The following is a 13,983-nucleotide window of genomic DNA, read 5'->3' as shown; positions in this document are numbered from 1 at the left end:
GCCATGAAACCGGTTGCAAGGCCCTCTTTCACTGCTAGCATGAAACCGGTTTCAAATTAAAGTCACACACTCTATAACCCATAAAAAAGGTACATCAGAATGGCCATTATTAGGGATTACAATAAGTTAGCCAGTGACATTCTTCAGGAGGTGGGCGGCGAAGCGAACATCAATAGCTTTACACGCTGCGCCACCCGTTTACGCCTGGTTTTAAACGATACCCCTGCCGAGGCGAAAAGCCGGATCCAAAATCTGCCCGGCGTGATTGCCGTGGTAGAGAGCGGCGGCCAGTTCCAGGTGGTTATTGGCACTCACGTTGCCGACGTGTTTAACGCCCTCTCGGCCCTGATCGGTGAGGACCATGCCGGAGCGACCAACAAGCCGAAAACCCGCTGGCTGGATGCGGTGATTGCCACTATGTCTGCGGTGTTCGCTCCTATCGTTTACATTCTGGCCGCTGCCGGGATCCTCCAGGGGCTGCTGATTGTTGTCGGGCTGATTGATGCCGATATCAAAACCACCGGCACCTTCGCCATCCTCAACTTCATGTCGTGGACGCCGTTTGCCTTCCTGCCGGTGTTTATCGCCATCACCGCCGCGCGCCACTTCAAATGTAATCCGTTTATCGCCGTACTCTGCTGCTGCGCACTGATCAATCCCGAGTGGTCTGCCATGGCGGGTCGCATTGCTAACGGGGAGACTATTACCTTCCTGTTTATTCCGCTGGCGAAGACGGTCTACACCTCATCGGTACTGCCGCCGCTGTTCCTGGTCTGGGCGCTCTCCTGGCTTGAAAAGCGAGTAGAGAAGATCCTGCCGGACGTGGTTAGCGCCCTGTTCACTCCGCTGATCTGCTTTGTGATTATTGTTCCCCTGACCCTGATTGTTATCGGGCCGATTACCACTTGGGCCGCAATGGGTATCGCCAGCGGCTACAACGCCCTGTTCGCCGCCGCGCCTGCGGTCGCTGCTGCGCTCATCGGCGGCATCTGGCAGATTATCGTTATTTTCGGCGTACATTGGGGCATTACGCCGGTGATCATGGCCAACTTTGACACCCAGGGTTATGACTCCTTCCAGGCCTATCAGACCATTGCGGTAATCGGCCAGATGGCCGCCGTGTTTGGCGTATTCCTGAAGAGCCGCAATCGCGAGCTGAAAACTACCTCCCTGTCGGCGGGCGTAACCGCCATCTTTGGCATTACCGAACCGGCAATCTATGGCGTGACGCTGCGCTTTAAAAAGCCGTTTATCTGCGGCTGTATCGGCGGCGCGGTAGGTGCTGTGGTAGCCAGCCTGTTTGGCTCCCTCTACTACGCCTACGCGGCACTGCCGGGCCTGTTTACCCTGGTCAACGCCATTAGCCCGGATGCGCCGATGTCCTTCATCGGTGAACTTGCCGGTAGCGCAACGGCTGTCGTCCTGACTATTATACTGGTGCAGTTCGTTGGCTTTGACGATCCGGTAGCGGAAGAGACGCTCACCGACACGCCAGAAACCGCCCCGGTCAGGAGTACCTCAACCGCTGCGGCGAAGACTAGCCTGGCGCTGAACAGCCCGCTCAGCGGGGATGTCATCGCGCTGGAAGAGGTCGCAGACGAAGCGTTCTCGCAAAAGGTCCTGGGCGACGGCGTTGCTATTCGGCCCCATGAGGGTAAAGTGGTTGCGCCCTGCGACGCCCGGGTCGAAACAGTGATCGAGTCACGCCACGCCATTGGCCTTGCCTGCGACAACGGCGCGGAGCTGCTGATCCACGTGGGGTTGAACACCGTGAATTTACAGGGTGCGCACTTCCGTCCGCTGGTGAAGGAAGGCGACGTCGTTAAAGCCGGTACGCCGCTGCTGGAGTTTGATAAAGAGGCCATCGAGCGTGCCGGATACGATCTCACTACGCCGGTGCTGGTGATCAATAGCGATGAGTTTGAGCTGACGAAGCTCCAGTCCGGGGGCACCATTCGTCAGGAGATGCCGTTGATGACCGTCTCCTGATACGCTGTTAAACAATTGGGGAGTGTTATGGTCACGATACTGGATGTCGCCAGGCGGGCGGGCGTCTCAAAAGCAACGGTCTCTCGTGCGCTAAACGGTAAGGTAGTGGTCAGCGAAGAGGTAAAAGCCCGTATCTTTAAGGCCATTGAGGAGACGGGATACCGCCCTAACCTGCTGGCGCGCACGCTGGCGACCAGCCGTTCCAATTCGGTGGGATTGGTGATCACTAACGGCCTGTATAACGGGCCGTTCTTCTCCGCCATGATCTACCAGGCGGCGACCTGCAGTGAAGATCTCCAGCGCCAGCTGGTGCTGGCCGATGGCAAGCACAGCCGGGAGGACGAGCGTAACGCCATCAACTTCCTGGTGCAGCTGCGCTGTGAAGCGATCATGATCTACCCCAAATACCTCAACGTTGATGAGCTTGATGACATTATTGACGAGAGCAGCGTGCCCATTGTGGTGATCAACCGTGAGCTGAAGCGCAACCGCAGCAGCTCGGTGTTTGTTGATCACTACCGGGGCAGCGTGCGCATGGTGGAGTATCTGCTTGCTCAGGGGCACCGCGATATTGCTTTTGTGGCTGGCAGTGAAGGATCGCCCACGGGCGACAGCCGCCTCGCCGGCTACCGCGATGCGTTTCATGCTGCCGGATTGACGCCTGACGACACGCTGATTGTGCGCGGCAGCTGGAGTACCGAGAGCGGCTATGAGGCGGGCAGCGCCCTGCTGAAAAAGGACCGGCCCATGAGCTGCATCCTGGCCGCTAACGATGACATGGCCATCGGCGTGACGAAAGCCATGATCGACAACGGCCTGCGGGTGCCGGAGGAGATCTCCGTCGCCGGATTTGATGACTCCATCATCGGCCGCTACTTCACCCCCACCCTGACCACTGTGCACATCCCAATGGATGAGATGATCCGCGATGCGGTACGCATTTTATTATCTCCTGATAGCGCCACACAGTCGCTGCATGAAGGCTCGCTGATCGTCAGAGACTCCGTGGCTAAGCGGAAGCCGTAAAAAAAGCTGCCAAACGGCAGCTTTTTAATGTCAGCTACTGTGTAGCGCTGACTCGCCAGACGGCGTCGCCGGCATCGTCGGCAATAATCAACCCGCCCTGGGCATCCATCCCCAGCCCCACCGGCAGGCCGCGAACCTGCTTCTGATCGTCAGTCAAAAAGCCGGTGACCACCGGCTGCGGTAGCCCCACCGGCTGACCGTTCTCAAACTTGACCCACATCACCTGGTAGCCGTTGAGCGGCTTACGGTTCCAGCTGCCGTGCTCGCTTACAAACGCGCCACCGCGATACTGCGGCATGTTGTCCCCGGTATAGAACAGCAGACCGAGCGGGGCCACGTGCGAGCTAATGGCGTAGTCGGGCTTGATGGCCTTCTCGACCAGATCCGGCCGCTGCGGCTGGGCGCGTTCATCAACGTGCTGGCCAAAATAGCTGTAGGGCCAGCCGTAGAAGCCATTCTCCTGCACCGAGGTCATATAATCCGGCACCAGATCGGAGCCAATCTCATCCCGTTCGTTGACGATAGCCCACAGCTTGCCGCTTTGCGGCTCCCATCCCATTCCGGTGGGGTTACGCAGTCCGCTGGCGTAGATGCGGCTCGCCCCGTTGGCGGCGTCTACCTCAAGGATGGCCGCCCGGCGGTATTCCGCCCCGATGCCGTTCTCGGTGATATTGCTGTTCGATCCCACGCCGACATACAGCTTGCTGCCGTCGGGGCTGGCGAGCAGGGATTTGGTCCAGTGGTGATTGATCGGCCCGCCGGGCAGCTCGGTCACCTCCTGAGCCGGCGCGCTGATAGAGGTCTGCCCCGTCTCATAGGGGAACTTCACCAGGCTATCAGCATTGGCAACCCACAGCGTATTGCCAATCAGCTGGATACCAAACGGCGAGTGCAGATTCTCAATAAAAGTGTGCTTCTCCCATTTGCCGTTAACGTTGCGCAGCAGGGTAATGCTGTCGCCCCCTTTTCCGGCCTTGCCGGAGGCACTCTGTACCACTCCCATGATCAGCTGCTTGGGTCGGGTGGTGGGTTTCGGCGTACTGTTTGACTCCGCCACCAGCACGTCATTATTCGGTAAAACGTAGATTTGACGCGGGTGCTTCAGGCCATCGGCAATTTTTTCAATCTGCAGTCCGGCGGGTACGGTGGGCTTCTCGCCCTCTTTCCACGGCACCCCTTCGGGCACCTGCATCGGCGGCAGCAGAAAGTTTTGCGCCTGCGGCAGCTCCGGATTCGGCCCCATCTGCTTCTGCGGATCGACAGATGCGCCGTTATCACAGGCGCTGAGTAGCGCGACAATTGCCACGCTGAGTAACGCTCGGTTATCTCTTTTCATACGGCTTCTCCTTAAGCGTTACGCTGGCGCAGCGCGAGTTGAACATTAGCCAACAGCAGCATGATCACCACCAGGGTAGAGAGCGTTACGCCCAGCGGGACAACGGCGTAAGCATCGCGGCTATGGATAAAGGCATTCACTATCGCCAGCAAGATGGCGACCAGGTTAAGCCAGAAGTGCAGCTTAACGGGGGAGCTAAAAGCGTACCGATGCCCTACCCAGATCTGCACGAGGTTTATGATACGGGGAATGATGGCAATCACCAGACCGATAACAATTAGCCAGCTGGCGGCATCGGTCCACATAATCTGCATGCTTTTGATATAGAGAATGTCAAAGATCCAGGCGGCGGTAAAAAAGCCGAGTGGAATGGGATTAAATAGCTCATACAGCGCTACGGCAAAGCTCGAACGTCCTGAAGCGTGAGGGGTGTGCATGTCCATCTCCTGAACCTGTCCAGCGATTAAAGGTACCTGTAAAGGTTAGATTATTTTCACGATATAGCACGAAGCCCTCTCTATTTGCGTTAAGGTTTTGCTGAGCGCCAAGGTATTAACAACGTCTAATTAATCTATTTTCATTTTTATAACCTTCGCCCGGGTCATATTTTAGCGTGACTAAAAAATATTCCCTGAAGCCACTTTCCGTTATTGCGTTCATAGTGGAAAATGCGCGAGCTATAAGAAAAATACAATTCCTTTTTTATTTATTGCAAGTCGCTTGATTATGGGGTTATTGATGAAGCGTAACACTCCCGTTACACAGAATGAGTATTTGCTTAAAGACGGCACGACGTTAATGTCGACAACCAATACGCAGAGCCATATTTCTTATGCCAACTCTGCCTTTATTGAGGCCAGCGGTTTCGCAGAGGGGGAGCTGGTCGGCGAGCCGCATAATATTATTCGCCACCCTGATATGCCTCCGGCCGCGTTTGCCGATATGTGGTTTACCATCCAGCAGGGAGAGAGCTGGACGGGGCTGGTGAAGAACCGGCGTCAAAATGGCGATCACTACTGGGTGCGGGCTAACGTCACCCCGGTTTATCAGCAGGAAAAGCTGACTGGCTATATCTCGGTCAGGAATATTCCGCCACGGGAAGAGATTGATGCCAGTGAAAACCTCTACGCACAAATAAACAACAATAAACTAAAAGGGTATCGCTTCTATAAAGGCGTACTGGTGCGTCGTGGGCCGCTCTCTCTATTATCCCTGTTTAAGTGGCTAAGTATTTCTCAACGTATTAACCTGGTGCTGGGTATTACCGCAATGCTGATCGCCATCTTACCCTTTATTAATCTTCCGGCGCTGGTGCTATCCGGCGCGACGCTGATTCTGTTTTTATTTGCTGGGATCTTTTTACAGGTTCAGGTTTCGCATCCGTTAAAATTAATCTTAACGCAAATGCAGAAGGTGGTCTCTGGAAGACGAGCCGACTATTTTCAGTTTAACCGCGTCGATGAGGTCGGCATGCTGCTGCGCCTGGTGAATCAGTCCGGGCTGAATCTTAACTCTCTGGTTGGGGATGTTACCACCCAACTGGATGGGATCCGTAAAATCAGCCATCGCATATCTGAAGAGGGGAAATCGCTACAGCAGCGTACCGAAGAGACCTCGACGGATCTGCACCAGACGGCGGCGGCAGTTGAGGAGATAGCCAGCGCGGTGAAGCAGACGGCGGAGACTGCTGCTGACGCGATGATCCGTGCAGACGAGACCAGCAGTAATGCAGTGAACAGCGGCAGCGTCATGAAGCAGACCATCACCATGATGCAGTCCATCTCTCGTGATAATAAGCAGATCGTCGACATTATTGGCGTCATTGACCGCATCGCCTTTCAAACTAACATTCTGGCACTCAACGCCGCCGTAGAGGCCGCTCGCGCCGGTGAGGCTGGCTGTGGCTTTGCGGTGGTGGCGGCCGAAGTGCGTCATCTGGCCCAGCACTCTGCTTCTGCCGCGAAGGAGATCAAAACGCTGATAGAGCAAAGTGTCGCAAACGTCAGCAACGGCGTAAAGATGGTTGAGAATACCGAAACGCACCTGACGGCGATGATCGACAACGTTATTCAGATGTCGACCATGATCAACGAGATTGGCACCGCCACCCAGGAGCAGACCCAGGCGTTGGCGTTACTCAACGAGTCCATATCGCGCATCGGCGTGATGACCCACAACAATACTGGCATGGTTGAGCGGGTCACCGACGCCGCCTGCGACCTCTCCTCCCGCGCCGCACGTCTACAACGCGCCGTCCAGGTTTTTGGCGGAGGGAGTTGAGATGACGGCCTGTTGCCCGGCGGCGCTTCGCTTGCACGGGCCTACAGCCTGGTGCTTTTTGTAGGCTGGGCAAGCGCAGCGCCGCCCGGCATTAAAAATAGTCAAATCTTGAGCGCAGAGCGCATTTTTTATCCACTATAAGAGATATGCTACTTCAGCTATGGGGTACGCTTTGCCCTGCTCGCCGCTGCGGGCTGGTCCTTGAAACTATGAACAGAATTAAGGAGTTAGCATGAAATCGAATCGTCAGGCACGTCATATTTTAGGTCTGGACTATAAGCTGTCGAATCAGAGAAAGGTCGTGCGTAGTGAAGATGGCAGCGAAAAAGTAGTTACCCACCGACATGGTCGCCATCGTCGCGCCCAGTGATGCATTAACCGCCACTGATAATTCAGTCCCGCGCCACCGCTCCGGTGGCGTTTCTCTTTATGAATATGTTTCATCGAAGTAACAAGAAATTGCACTACGCATGCTTTATACTCCCCCCGCCGTACTACCCACCCCGTTTGCACGCAGGTAACCGTGCCATCGCCGGGATCCGTTTACCCAGGAGTTTTTGAGATGTTGCTGAAGTACAAGAAAAACCGTTCGCTGTACATCCCCTATGCTGGCCCCGTGCTGTTAGAGTTTCCCCTGCTGAATAAAGGCAGCGCCTTTAGCCTGGAAGAGCGACGTAACTTTAACCTGCTCGGCCTGCTCCCCGAAGTGGTGGAGACCATTGAAGAGCAAGCCGAACGCGCCTGGCTACAGTATCAGGGGTTCAAAACGGATATCGATAAGCACATCTATCTGCGTAACATTCAGGACACTAACGAAACCCTCTTCTACCGTCTGGTAGGAAACCATCTTGATGAGATGATGCCGGTTATCTACACCCCGACGGTCGGCTCTGCCTGCGAACGCTTCTCTGAGATCTACCGCCGCGCGCGCGGAGTGTTTATCTCTTACGAGAATCGCCACATGATGGATGACATTTTACAGAACGTCCCGGCGCACAATATTAAAGTGATCGTCGTAACCGACGGCGAACGTATTCTGGGTCTCGGCGATCAGGGCATTGGCGGCATGGGCATTCCTATCGGCAAGCTGTCGCTCTACACCGCCTGCGGCGGTATCAGCCCGGCTTATACGCTGCCGGTGGTATTGGATGTCGGCACCAACAACCAGCAGTTGCTCAACGATCCGCTCTATATGGGCTGGCGTCATCCGCGTATCAGCGGCGACGAATATTATGAGTTTGTGGATGAGTTTATCCAGGCAGTGAAGCAGCGCTGGCCGGACGTGCTTTTACAGTTTGAAGACTTCGCTCAGAAAAACGCCATGCCGCTGCTCAACCGTTACCGGAACGAGATCTGCTCCTTTAATGACGATATTCAGGGTACCGCGGCGGTGACGGTGGGTACGCTTATCGCTGCCAGCCGTGCCGCAGGCAGCCAGCTGAGCAACCAGAAGATTGTCTTCCTCGGTGCAGGCTCTGCCGGGTGCGGTATCGCCGAGCAGATCGTCGCCCAGACCCAGCGCGAAGGGCTGAGCGAAGCGGCCGCGCGACAAAAAGTGTACATGGTCGATCGTTTCGGTCTGCTAACGGATCAGATGCCTAACCTGCTGCCGTTCCAGAGCAAGCTGGTGCAGAAGCAGGAGAATATCCAGAACTGGGAGACCAGCGGCGACGCCATCTCTCTGCTAGACGTGGTGCGCAACGTCAAGCCGGACATCCTGATCGGCGTTTCGGGTCAGACCGGGCTGTTCACGGAGGAGATTATCCGTGAGATGCATAAGTACTGTCCGCGCCCGATTGTCATGCCGCTCTCGAACCCGACCTCCCGCGTAGAGGCGACGCCGCAGGATATTATCAGCTGGACCGACGGTAACGCACTGGTGGCAACCGGCAGCCCCTTCCCGCCGGTACAGTGGAAAGATAAGCTCTACCCGATTGCCCAGTGCAACAATGCCTATATTTTCCCCGGCGTCGGGCTGGGCGTTATCGCCGCTGGCGCGTCGCGCATTACCGACGAGATGCTGATGGCTGCAAGCGAAACCCTGGCAGAGCACTCCCCGCTGCGGACCAACGACAACGGCATGGTGCTGCCGGGCCTTGATGAGATCCAGCACGTCTCCCGTGCCATCGCCTTTGCGGTAGGTAAAGTCGCCCAGGAGGAAGGCGTGGCGGTGAAAACCTCCGCCGAGGCGTTACAGCAGGCGATTGACGATAACTTCTGGCGGCCTGAGTACCGCAGCTATCGCCGAACCTCAATCTGAGGCAGATAAACTAACGGGCATCTTCTGATGCCCGTTTTTGTTTAGTTCTGCTGCGGGTGCTTCTCTTTCCAGGCATCCCATGCCGCTTTGATCTCCTGCTTCGCGGTAGCTGCATCATTAAAACCGTTCAGCTCCACAGTTTTCCGCCCTGCCGGAAGCTGTTTATAGACGCGGAAGAAAGCCTCTAAACGCTCCTGCTCGATTTTTGGCAAATCGCTCAGGCTTTGAATCTCATCATAGGTGGGGTCGATTTTGCTCGCAGGTACAGCAACGATTTTGTCATCTTTCTCGCCGCCGTCGATCATCTTCAGGACGCCAATTGCGCGCAGCTTGATCAGCGTACCGGGAGCCATCGGCGCACGGGTATAAAAAATCACATCCAGCGGATCGCCATCGCCTGCCAGCGACTGTGTCAGCGAGCCATAGTTTGCCGGATAGGCCACCGGCATCGACTGGAAACGATCGGCAATAATAAAGCCGGTTTTTGCATCGGTCTCATACTTAATAATACCGCCTGCGGGGATCTCCGTTACCGCATAGAACTCCTCAGGATTGTTCTCCGGCTGTGGGAATTCCAGAATGTTTTGCGCCTGAACCGACGCCGACAGAAGCAGACTCACCGCAAGAAGTTTTTTCACCAGAAGCATTGCTAAGACTCATATTGTTGAGAGAAGCCAGTAACTTACGCTGTGTTTATGACCTCTGGATGACAATGTTTAAAAAAGGTTACCCGCGTGTTAGCTGAATTGCTACCTGACCAGCAAAAATGCGAATGATTCTCATAAAGTATTGCAGAATGTTTCGGTGTGGTTGCATACTGAACAGAAGTTATTAATCCTAAAGGAGTAATTGCGTTCTCTTATCACGCGTTGCGTTATGCACCATCCAACTGCATACCCATAAGGAGATAAAAATGAAAGCTGCTGTTGTCACTCACGATCATCAAGTAGAAATCAAAGAAAAAACCTTACGCGCTCTTCGTCACGGCGAGGCGCGGTTAAAGATGGAGTGCTGTGGGGTTTGCCATACCGATCTTCACGTTAAAAACGGCGATTTCGGTGACAAGACCGGCGTTATTCTGGGCCACGAAGGCATTGGCGTGGTAGAGGAAGTGGGACCTGGCGTCACCTCGCTGAAGCCGGGCGATCGCGCCAGCGTGGCCTGGTTCTATGAAGGATGCGGGCACTGTGAATACTGTAACAGCGGGAACGAAACCCTCTGCCGCGAGGTGAAAAACGCAGGTTATAGCGTCGATGGTGGCATGGCCGAAGGGTGCATTGTGGTCGCGGACTACGCGGTTAAAGTCCCGGATGGGCTGGATCCCGCCGCAGCCAGCAGCATTACCTGCGCAGGCGTGACGACCTACAAGTCGATCAAGATCTCCCACATCAAGCCCGGGCAGTGGATTGCCATCTACGGTCTTGGCGGCCTTGGCAACCTCGCGATGCAGTATGCGAAAAACGTCTTCAACGCCAAGGTGATCGCTATCGACGTCAACGATGAACAGCTCAGCCTGGCATCTGAGATGGGGGCCGATCTGACTATCAACTCCCGTAACGAGAACGCCGCACAGATCATCCAGCAGAAAACCGGCGGTGCGCATGCTGCGGTAGTCACCGCTGTCGCTAAAGCGGCGTTTAACTCCGCCGTGGATGCGGTGCGCGCCGGTGGCCGCGTGGTGGCTGTCGGCCTGCCGCCGGAGTCAATGAGCCTCGATATCCCGCGTCTGGTGCTGGACGGCATTCAGGTCGTCGGTTCGCTGGTGGGCACCCGTCAGGATCTGACCGAAGCCTTCCAGTTTGCCGCCGAAGGTAAAGTGGTGCCGAAAGTCGCCTCCCGACCTCTGGAAGATATCAATGCTATTTTCCAGGAGATGGAGCAAGGCAAGATCCGTGGCCGTATGGTGATCGATTTCCGTCGTTAAAGGCATAACATTTATTGAACCTCCTGTTCATTTGAACTAAAATATATATCAAATGAACAGGAGGCGTGATGACCATGCAACTTTTTACTCCAAAAGCAGCGGCCCTTCCCCGTGACTTGCTTAGCACGCTGGGTCTGCCTGCCGCGGCGATTGCCGCTCACGACAGCATCAACATCGGCCTGAGCGCGACTATCTTACGTAGCATTGCTGACGCAACCCTACTTGACGAGGCGTCTCTGCTGCGAATGGCCGGTATCGATCGTAATACCTACAGCCGGAGACTGAACAGCGAGGAACAGCGTTTCTCACCTGAACAGAGCGCCCGCGTCTATACCCTGGCTCGGGTAATCAGCGCGGCGCGTGAGCTATTCAACGACGATAACGTCCGGCTGGCTCAATGGCTTAATAAACCGGCTAAAGGCCTGGGGGGCAAAAAACCGGCAGAACTGCTCTCTACTCCCGCCGGGGCCGAAGCGGTACTCACTCTCGTTGGCAGGCTTGAACATGGCGTGCTGAGTTAATGGAAACGCAGCTTTTTTGGCGACTGGTAAAGTCGCGTTACGTCGCGACCGCATTTGATGGTTATGGTGCACGCACCTTTGGTGGCCGCTGGAACTCTCGCGGACGAGAGTGTGTCTATCTTGGTTCATCTAAGGCGCTTTGCGTGCTTGAAACGCTGGTGCATCTGGAAATCGAGGACATTGCTGAAGGCTATAGCTTTCTGACTATTGAGATCCCAACAGAGCTGATCGCTACACTCGATCTTGCTACGCTACCGAAAGATTGGCAGGCCGATCCAGCCCCGATCTCCACCCAGCAAATTGGCGATCAGTGGCTGGCCGACGTAAACAATGGTTTGCTGCTGCGTGTCCCAAGCACCATTACCGGCGAGTGGAACGCACTGTTTAACCCGGAACATCCTGATGCAAAAACGGCTCTGCTGAGTGTAAAAGCAGAGCCGTTTATTATCGATCCGCGCCTGGGCAAGCGCTGCTAACTATTACCTTCTGATTACGGTCTTCTGAACAGCGCAATGCTGCGCCCTTCCAGAGTGAAATCCGTTTCGCTATCAATAACAATACCGCGCGGTTCCGTATCAAAGGTGGTCAGCTCCAGCACCCAGCCGCTTTCGCCAGGCTGTGGAATACGGAACTCCATACTCTCTTCAAACGGATTGAACAGCATCAGCACATCATGCCAGATCCCCTCCTCAGGTTTTAAATCCGGCCGGCTGATATAAACCACCAGGGCCGAACCCTCATGCCAGTGCTCTGGCTGCTGAACGCCACCCTCGGCGTTGAACCACTCGATAAGCAGGCCATCGCGCCAGCTTTCGCGGCGCAGCAGCGGTTGCTCCTTACGCAGCTTGATAATCTGGCGGGTGAACTCGCACAGCGCCTCGCTGGAGTCCGGCAGATCGTCCCAGTGAATCCAGGAGATCTCGCTGTCCTGACAGTAGCCGTTGTTGTTACCCATCTGGCTGCGGCCAAACTCGTCCCCGGCCAACAGCATCGGCGTGCCGTGGGAGAAGAGCAGCGTAGCGAGAAAGTTACGTTTCTGCCGCTCGCGGATCGTATTGATGTTTTCGTCGTCGGTCGGGCCTTCTGCGCCGTAGTTATACGAGCGATTGTCGTTATGACCGTCGTTGTTGTCTTCGCCGTTCTCTTCGTTGTGCTTATCGTTGTACGACACCAGATCGTTCAGCGTGAAGCCGTCGTGAGCGGTAATAAAGTTAACGCTGGCCCATGGGCGTCGGCCGCGGATGTCGTAGAGATCGCCAGAGCCAAGCAGACGGGAGGCAAAATCAGATGCCACGTTATCGCCCTTCCAGTATTCACGCACCGTGTCACGATACTTATCGTTCCACTCCGCCCAGCCCGGCGGGAAACCACCTACCTGATAGCCGCCCGGGCCGATATCCCAGGGTTCACCAATCAGCTTCAGTTTCGACAGCACCGGATCCTGCGTCATGGCATCAAAGAAGCCGCCGCGCTGGTCGAAACCTTCCGGCTCACGGCCAAGGATTGTACCGAGGTCGAAGCGGAAGCCGTCGATATGCATCGACTCCGCCCAGTAGCGCAGGGAGTCCATCACCATCTGCAGTACGCGCGGATGGGAGGTGTTAACGGTGTTCCCTGTGCCGGTATCGTTAATGTAGTAGCGGTGCTGGTCAGGCAGCGTGCGGTAATAGGAGAAGTTATCGATCCCCTTAAACGACAGCGTTGGACCAAGCTCGTTACCTTCCGCCGTGTGGTTATAGACCACGTCGAGGATAACCTCGATACCCGCGTCGTGGAACGCGCGCACCATATCGCGGAAGCCCTGAATACCCTTCGGCCCGAAGTAGCGCGACGCTGGCGCAAAGAAGCCAAGCGTATTGTAGCCCCAGAAGTTTTTCAGACCTCTGTCTAGCAGATGCTGGTCGTCCGGGAACCAGTGAACCGGCAGCAGCTCGACCGAGGTAATGCCCAGGTTTTTGATGTAGTCCACGGTAGCCTTGTGGCCCATTCCCTCAAAGTTACCGCGCAGCTCTTGCGGCAGCGCAGAGTTGAGCTGGGTGAAGCCCTTCACATGGGTTTCATAAATAATCGCCTGCGACCATGGAATGTTCGGACGATTATTGTCCTGCCAGTCAAACTCGTGAGGATCGATCACCCGGCACTTCGGCATAAACGGTGCGCTGTCCCGCTTATCGAAGGTCAGATCCTTATCTTCATGCTGCATGTCGTAGGCAAAATGTGCTTCGTTCCACTCTATGTCGCCAACCAGGTCGCGGGCATAGGGATCGATAACCAGCTTGTTGGGGTTGAAGCGATGACCGTTCTCCGGATCAAAAGGTCCGTGAACGCGGAAGCCGTAAAGCGCACCCGGCTTCAGACCTGGCACGTAGCCATGCCAGACTTCATGGGTATTTTCCGGTAGCTCAAGGCGGGCAATTTCGTTCTTGCCGCTTGGGTCATAGAGGCAAAGCTCAACGCGCTCTGCGTGCGCCGAGAAAAGGGCAAAATTCACGCCCTTACCATCGTAGTTTGCGCCAAGAAGATGATAATCCCCTGGCAGGATTTGGTATGTATTATGGTGTTTCATTTATTCTTCTCCGTAGAATGTGGACATCAGAGGACACATTCCTTCAGGCAATAAGCAACCAGGCGCGTTTAAGCGCTGCAA

Annotated in this window: 12 protein-coding genes; 8 read left to right on the top strand and 4 right to left on the bottom strand. The window is 55.5% G+C overall.

Annotated features, from left to right (window positions below):
- The first annotated feature begins 99 nt into the window (after positions 1 to 99).
- A complete protein-coding gene (locus tag RTM13_RS02875; RefSeq protein WP_312209943.1) occupies positions 100 to 1,989 on the top strand; it encodes a beta-glucoside-specific PTS transporter subunit IIABC in 1,890 nt (629 codons plus the stop codon).
- A gap of 27 nt (positions 1,990 to 2,016) precedes the next feature.
- Positions 2,017 to 3,015, top strand: coding sequence for a LacI family DNA-binding transcriptional regulator (locus RTM13_RS02870; protein WP_312209941.1), 999 nt, complete (start codon positions 2,017 to 2,019; stop codon positions 3,013 to 3,015).
- Positions 3,016 to 3,049: 34 nt separating this feature from the next.
- Here the strand turns inward: RTM13_RS02870 and RTM13_RS02865 are convergent, their stop codons facing one another.
- Both RTM13_RS02865 and RTM13_RS02860 read right to left on the bottom strand, forming a co-directional pair.
- Positions 3,050 to 4,351: a sorbosone dehydrogenase family protein gene (locus RTM13_RS02865; protein ID WP_312209939.1), complete on the bottom strand. Its 1,302-nt coding sequence runs from the start codon at positions 4,349 to 4,351 to the stop codon at positions 3,050 to 3,052.
- A gap of 11 nt (positions 4,352 to 4,362) precedes the next feature.
- A complete protein-coding gene (locus tag RTM13_RS02860; protein ID WP_312209938.1) occupies positions 4,363 to 4,788 on the bottom strand; it encodes a DUF2231 domain-containing protein in 426 nt (141 codons plus the stop codon).
- Positions 4,789 to 5,089: 301 nt separating this feature from the next.
- Here RTM13_RS02860 and RTM13_RS02855 point away from each other — a divergent pair, with 301 nt between their 5' ends.
- From RTM13_RS02855 to RTM13_RS02845, 3 genes are all read left to right on the top strand, one after another.
- Positions 5,090 to 6,631, top strand: coding sequence for a PAS domain-containing methyl-accepting chemotaxis protein (locus tag RTM13_RS02855; RefSeq protein WP_312209937.1), 1,542 nt, complete (start codon positions 5,090 to 5,092; stop codon positions 6,629 to 6,631).
- A gap of 232 nt (positions 6,632 to 6,863) precedes the next feature.
- Positions 6,864 to 7,001, top strand: coding sequence for a stationary-phase-induced ribosome-associated protein (gene sra / locus RTM13_RS02850; protein WP_312209935.1), 138 nt, complete (start codon positions 6,864 to 6,866; stop codon positions 6,999 to 7,001).
- Positions 7,002 to 7,193: 192 nt separating this feature from the next.
- A complete protein-coding gene (locus RTM13_RS02845; protein ID WP_312209933.1) occupies positions 7,194 to 8,891 on the top strand; it encodes an NAD-dependent malic enzyme in 1,698 nt (565 codons plus the stop codon).
- Positions 8,892 to 8,932: 41 nt separating this feature from the next.
- Here the strand turns inward: RTM13_RS02845 and RTM13_RS02840 are convergent, their stop codons facing one another.
- The gene (locus RTM13_RS02840) at positions 8,933 to 9,538 is read right to left on the bottom strand and encodes an inorganic diphosphatase (RefSeq protein WP_312209931.1); all 606 of its coding nucleotides are present in this window, start codon (positions 9,536 to 9,538) and stop codon (positions 8,933 to 8,935) included.
- A 266-nt stretch (positions 9,539 to 9,804) separates the two neighbouring features.
- On the opposite strand from RTM13_RS02840, the gene adhP reads away from it, so the two are divergent.
- The 3 genes from adhP (at position 9,805) to RTM13_RS02825 (ending at position 11,812) form a co-directional block, all read left to right on the top strand.
- Entirely contained in the window at positions 9,805 to 10,815 is a 1,011-nt protein-coding gene (adhP, locus tag RTM13_RS02835) for an alcohol dehydrogenase AdhP (RefSeq protein ID WP_312209929.1), read from the top strand.
- A gap of 68 nt (positions 10,816 to 10,883) precedes the next feature.
- Positions 10,884 to 11,336, top strand: coding sequence for an antitoxin Xre/MbcA/ParS toxin-binding domain-containing protein (locus RTM13_RS02830; protein WP_312209928.1), 453 nt, complete (start codon positions 10,884 to 10,886; stop codon positions 11,334 to 11,336).
- Positions 11,336 to 11,812: an RES family NAD+ phosphorylase gene (locus RTM13_RS02825; protein ID WP_312209926.1), complete on the top strand. Its 477-nt coding sequence runs from the start codon at positions 11,336 to 11,338 to the stop codon at positions 11,810 to 11,812. The genes RTM13_RS02830 and RTM13_RS02825 overlap by 1 nt, the downstream gene beginning before the upstream one ends.
- A 14-nt stretch (positions 11,813 to 11,826) precedes the next feature.
- Here RTM13_RS02825 and glgX read toward each other — a convergent pair whose 3' ends face one another.
- Positions 11,827 to 13,902, bottom strand: coding sequence for a glycogen debranching protein GlgX (gene glgX / locus RTM13_RS02820; RefSeq protein ID WP_312209924.1), 2,076 nt, complete (start codon positions 13,900 to 13,902; stop codon positions 11,827 to 11,829).
- Positions 13,903 to 13,983: the final 81 nt, after the last annotated feature.

Source organism: Pseudescherichia sp., from assembly GCF_031979925.1.
Taxonomy (GTDB): domain Bacteria; phylum Pseudomonadota; class Gammaproteobacteria; order Enterobacterales; family Enterobacteriaceae; genus Pseudescherichia.
This window is presented reverse-complemented; position numbering and strand designations above follow the sequence as displayed.

Bases quoted from the DNA above. Each gene is read 5' to 3' on its own strand.
- adhP (WP_312209929.1), top strand. From the start codon at position 9,805: ATGAAAGCTGCTGTTGTCACTCACGATCATCAAGTAGAAATCAAAGAA.
- RTM13_RS02875 (WP_312209943.1), top strand. From the start codon at position 100: ATGGCCATTATTAGGGATTACAATAAGTTAGCCAGTGACATTCTTCAG.
- RTM13_RS02855 (WP_312209937.1), top strand. From the start codon at position 5,090: ATGAAGCGTAACACTCCCGTTACACAGAATGAGTATTTGCTTAAAGAC.
- RTM13_RS02845 (WP_312209933.1), top strand. From the start codon at position 7,194: ATGTTGCTGAAGTACAAGAAAAACCGTTCGCTGTACATCCCCTATGCT.
- RTM13_RS02870 (WP_312209941.1), top strand. From the start codon at position 2,017: ATGGTCACGATACTGGATGTCGCCAGGCGGGCGGGCGTCTCAAAAGCA.
- sra (WP_312209935.1), top strand. From the start codon at position 6,864: ATGAAATCGAATCGTCAGGCACGTCATATTTTAGGTCTGGACTATAAG.
- RTM13_RS02825 (WP_312209926.1), top strand. From the start codon at position 11,336: ATGGAAACGCAGCTTTTTTGGCGACTGGTAAAGTCGCGTTACGTCGCG.
- RTM13_RS02865 (WP_312209939.1), bottom strand. From the start codon at position 4,351: ATGAAAAGAGATAACCGAGCGTTACTCAGCGTGGCAATTGTCGCGCTA.
- glgX (WP_312209924.1), bottom strand. From the start codon at position 13,902: ATGAAACACCATAATACATACCAAATCCTGCCAGGGGATTATCATCTT.
- RTM13_RS02840 (WP_312209931.1), bottom strand. From the start codon at position 9,538: ATGCTTCTGGTGAAAAAACTTCTTGCGGTGAGTCTGCTTCTGTCGGCG.
- RTM13_RS02830 (WP_312209928.1), top strand. From the start codon at position 10,884: ATGACCATGCAACTTTTTACTCCAAAAGCAGCGGCCCTTCCCCGTGAC.
- RTM13_RS02860 (WP_312209938.1), bottom strand. From the start codon at position 4,788: ATGCACACCCCTCACGCTTCAGGACGTTCGAGCTTTGCCGTAGCGCTG.